Raw genomic sequence first — 3518 nt, 5'->3', positions numbered from 1 at the left:
CTCGTGAGGGCCGCCCGGGCTTCCGCCGGCAGCTCCGGCCATGCTGGCGCGCCGATGGCGCCGTTCGACAGGCCGCTCCCGAACAGATCCATCTGCGGCTGCGGCCGCGGTTGTCGATTGTGTCGGTATCCGCTCCCTGGCATTGCCGTCTGTCGTGGCATCGGTCTCTCCCCGATTCTGGTCGTGAGAGGCTCTGGATGCGCTAGAAAGCAGGGCAGCTGATGGCGTTCGATCCTTCAACGCCAGATCGAGAAGCGCAGAAAGCGCTGCAAGCGCGTCGATGCTGACAAACGGCTGAGCTGCCAAAAGCTCGGGGTCACGGCATGCCGTCCGGTCGAACATCCATGCTGGAACCTCCAGCCAACGGTCTGCTTGCGACCCATCCAGCGTGCAGCGAAAAACAACATCACCAGCCTTGTCGACAGTCCCACGAACGTAAACTTGGCGACCAAACCAGGGATGATGCCGATAAAGAACCTCGCGAAGAACGGTCCTGTGGGCGTTCTCAAACCTTGTTGTACAACGGACAACGACCACATTCGAGCCTTGACGACCGCACCCCGGATCAAGCCTACTTCGATCTTCCTCCGCTCCGCGCGGCGGCCTAACCCCGGCAGAAGCTCCACCTATCGACGCGGAGATTCTGTTCAGACAACCGGGGCCAGCTCTATGAGCCAGATTAGTGCCGGCCTCGGACAAACAATGACAGAAAGTGACAGGGGCCGGTTGGGCCTGTTGTCACCGATAGATCAGTTTCGGGAGAAGATCACATTCCTTCAGGATCAGAATAGCTTCATTGGACCGTAGAGCTCCCCGATGAGCTACACCTCGGCGCTCGTCAAGGGGCAGTTCTTTCCCGTAATGTCTTCGCATGCGGCCATTCAACAGAAGTTGAGTTCTGCTTGTCCATTGGATCCTGTCACTGTCTACAATTGCGGTCGACCTACCACGCCCATGATGGCTTCACATCTCTGCAAGGGGCGTCCCCTTTAGGGCTGGTTAAGAATCCTAAGTCAACAATTACGGTCGTAGTCCACGCGACCTATTTAAACGGTGTTACTGCCTCACCACTACCCACAACGCAACGAGCCTTTTCAATTACATTATCATCTCCGTTGCGCCTGCACTCTCGCCATGGCGCCACCATCCTATGTTCGCCCTCAATTTGTGGCCAGCGATTTGAGCAACATCAGCCACCCACAAATGCTGAAGAAGGAGATCCAAAATGCTTTCCGTCGCTATTGGAGTTTCGTCTATCAAACCATCGTGCCCCATCAAATGGGATGGGTTGTCTCTCTCCGAAGGTCCGAGGATCTTGGTTTGACACCCTACATGAATGACCCGCTTTGCCAATGGCCAGAGAGCATCCTAGATAAGGTCCCGGTCTTGTACATTTACCTGCCGGCTGAAAATGCGCGGCAATGTGCTCTAGCTCAGTGGCTCCCGCCTGTGCGGGCCATAAACACAAAGCCGTATGACACGAAGACCTCCATTCCAAGTATATTAGAAATGTATAACAGAGATCAGTCCAACCACGTCGAGGAGGCCCACCTGAAATACTTCGTCGCTGTCGCTCCGACAGACTGGTTCGGGCTCAACGAGCAGACTGGCTTATACTCTCGCAACGCGGCGGGCCCGTTTGATGTGGTGGCCTTTGGACCGGCGCTGTTTCGTGAAGAGTAGTGGGGCCCCTATGAGATAGGACGTGTGTTGCGAAACCTTTGAACCTGGCCTATGCGCCGAGTTGTCTTCTGCATTTGTTTTGTTATGTCATAGGAATGTGTTGTATGTCGTCTCATGTGTTCGCTGACTTTGTTGTTGTGTGGGTTTACCTACACGAGCATTGTTCATGTGTATGATCGTGTTTATTTAATGAATAAGCCAGGTTTTCTACCAATAAGCAGTTTTAAGTTATGCTCGATTACTTCAGAAATATAAGTGTGTTCCGAACAACAATCGAAATTGAGTGCCAGCCACGCGGATAGCCGCGCTGCTTCTTGCACTGCATCGAGCCGGCGGAGCCAAGGCCGGGGACCAAGGGGAACGAGGGCCAGCAAAGCACGCACCGGGCACAGCACCGGGCTCGCGTGACCCAAGCGCTGGACCGCGTACGGAAAGCTGCAAGGCTGAAGAAGAAGGAACGGTTCACCGCACTTCTCCACCATATCACTGTCGATACACTCCAGATGGCGTTCTATGCGCTTCGGCGCAAAGCCGCCCCCGGCGTGGATGGCATGACGTGGCAGGACTACGAGGCCGACCTTGAGCCCCGGCTCAGGGAACTGCACGAACGGGTCCACCGGGGAGCGTACCGGCCGCAACCGTCACGCCGGACGTACATACCGAAGGCGGATGGGAAGCAGCGGCCGCTGGCGATCGCGGCTCTGGAAGACAAAATCGTCCAGGGCGCGACCGTCATGGTGCTTAACGCCATCTACGAAGGCGACTTCGTCGGCTTCTCCTATGGGTTTCGACCCGGCCGGGGGCCACACGATGCGTTGGACGCCCTGACGGTAGCGATCACCACGCGGAAGGTGAACTGAATACTTGACGCCGACGTGCAAAACTTCTTCGGAAGTGTGAGCCAGGACTGGCTAGTCCAGTTTTTGGAGCACCGCATCGGTGACAAGCGCATCATCCGCCTGATCCGTAAATGGCTGAGGGCGGGTATCCTCGAAGACGGGGTCGTAACCGTGGACGACAGGGGCACGGGGCAAGGATCGGTGATTTCGCCGCTGCTCGCCAACGTTTACCTGCACTACTGTTTCGATCTTTGGGCCGAACGCTGGCGACGGCAGGAGGCCCACGGCGATATGATTATCGTGCGCTATGCGGATGATCTGGTGGCCGGCTTCGAGCATGAGGACGACGCTCGTCGCTTCCTTGATGCGATGCGTGAACGGATTGAGGCATTCGCGTTGACGCTCCATTCGGACAAGACCCGCCTGATTGAGTTCGGTCGCTATGCGGCGACCAATCGCAAGACACGCGGGCTCGGCAAACCGGAGACCTTCATGTTTCTGGGCTTCATCCACATCTGCGGTAAGTCACGCCGGGGAAACTTCCTGCTCGAAAGGAAGACCCGTCGCGACCGTCTGCGGACGAAGCTTCAGGACATCAAGGCAGAGCTGCGGCGTCGAATGCACCAACCGATCCCCGTCCAGGGTAAATGGCTGAGACAGGTCATCACCGGCCACTTCGCCTACTATGCGGTTCCTGCAAACGGGCGGGCGCTCTCAGCGTTCCGCTATTATGTGACCGACCTCTGGCGGCGAACGCTTCGGCGCCGCAGCCAACGAGCCGGCTTCACTTGGGATCGTATGACGAAGTTGGCGGATGACTGGCTTCCTCAACCCCGTATCCTCCATCCCTGGCCGCAACAGCGCTTCGCCGTCACACACCCAAGGTAGGAGCCGGATTGAACCGCCCCGGGTTTGCCGGAGGCTCCAACTCCTGAGAGGATGGAGCCATGACGAGCAAGACGACGAACAAGTTTTCACCCGAGGTCCGGGCCCGTG

General features: G+C 57.3%; 4 protein-coding genes. 3 read left to right on the top strand and 1 reads right to left on the bottom strand.

Translation table 11 applies throughout. From position 1 onward, the window contains the following. Nucleotides 1-236: 236 nt before the first annotated feature. Entirely contained in the window at nt 237-626 is a 390-nt protein-coding gene (locus tag IVA82_RS04415; RefSeq protein WP_247493173.1) for a hypothetical protein, read from the bottom strand. A gap of 508 nt (nt 627-1134) precedes the next feature. Here IVA82_RS04415 and IVA82_RS04410 point away from each other — a divergent pair. The 3 genes from IVA82_RS04410 to IVA82_RS48885 all read left to right on the top strand — a co-directional run bounded on the left by IVA82_RS04410 (nt 1135) and on the right by IVA82_RS48885 (nt 3410). Beyond that, a complete protein-coding gene (locus IVA82_RS04410) occupies nt 1135-1683 on the top strand; it encodes a RolB family protein (protein ID WP_247493172.1) in 549 nt (182 codons plus the stop codon). A 404-nt stretch (nt 1684-2087) separates the two neighbouring features. Continuing rightward, entirely contained in the window at nt 2088-2543 is a 456-nt protein-coding gene (locus tag IVA82_RS48890) for a hypothetical protein (protein ID WP_346659663.1), read from the top strand. Between the two features lie 15 nt (nt 2544-2558). Continuing rightward, the gene (locus tag IVA82_RS48885) at nt 2559-3410 is read left to right on the top strand and encodes a reverse transcriptase domain-containing protein (protein ID WP_346659662.1); all 852 of its coding nucleotides are present in this window, start codon (nt 2559-2561) and stop codon (nt 3408-3410) included. Nucleotides 3411-3518 lie beyond the last annotated feature (108 nt).

It is taken from the genome of Bradyrhizobium sp. 142, assembly GCF_023074015.1.
Classification (GTDB): domain Bacteria; phylum Pseudomonadota; class Alphaproteobacteria; order Rhizobiales; family Xanthobacteraceae; genus Bradyrhizobium.
Note: the sequence above shows the minus strand (reverse complement) of the source record. Positions and strands in the feature narration are given on the sequence as shown.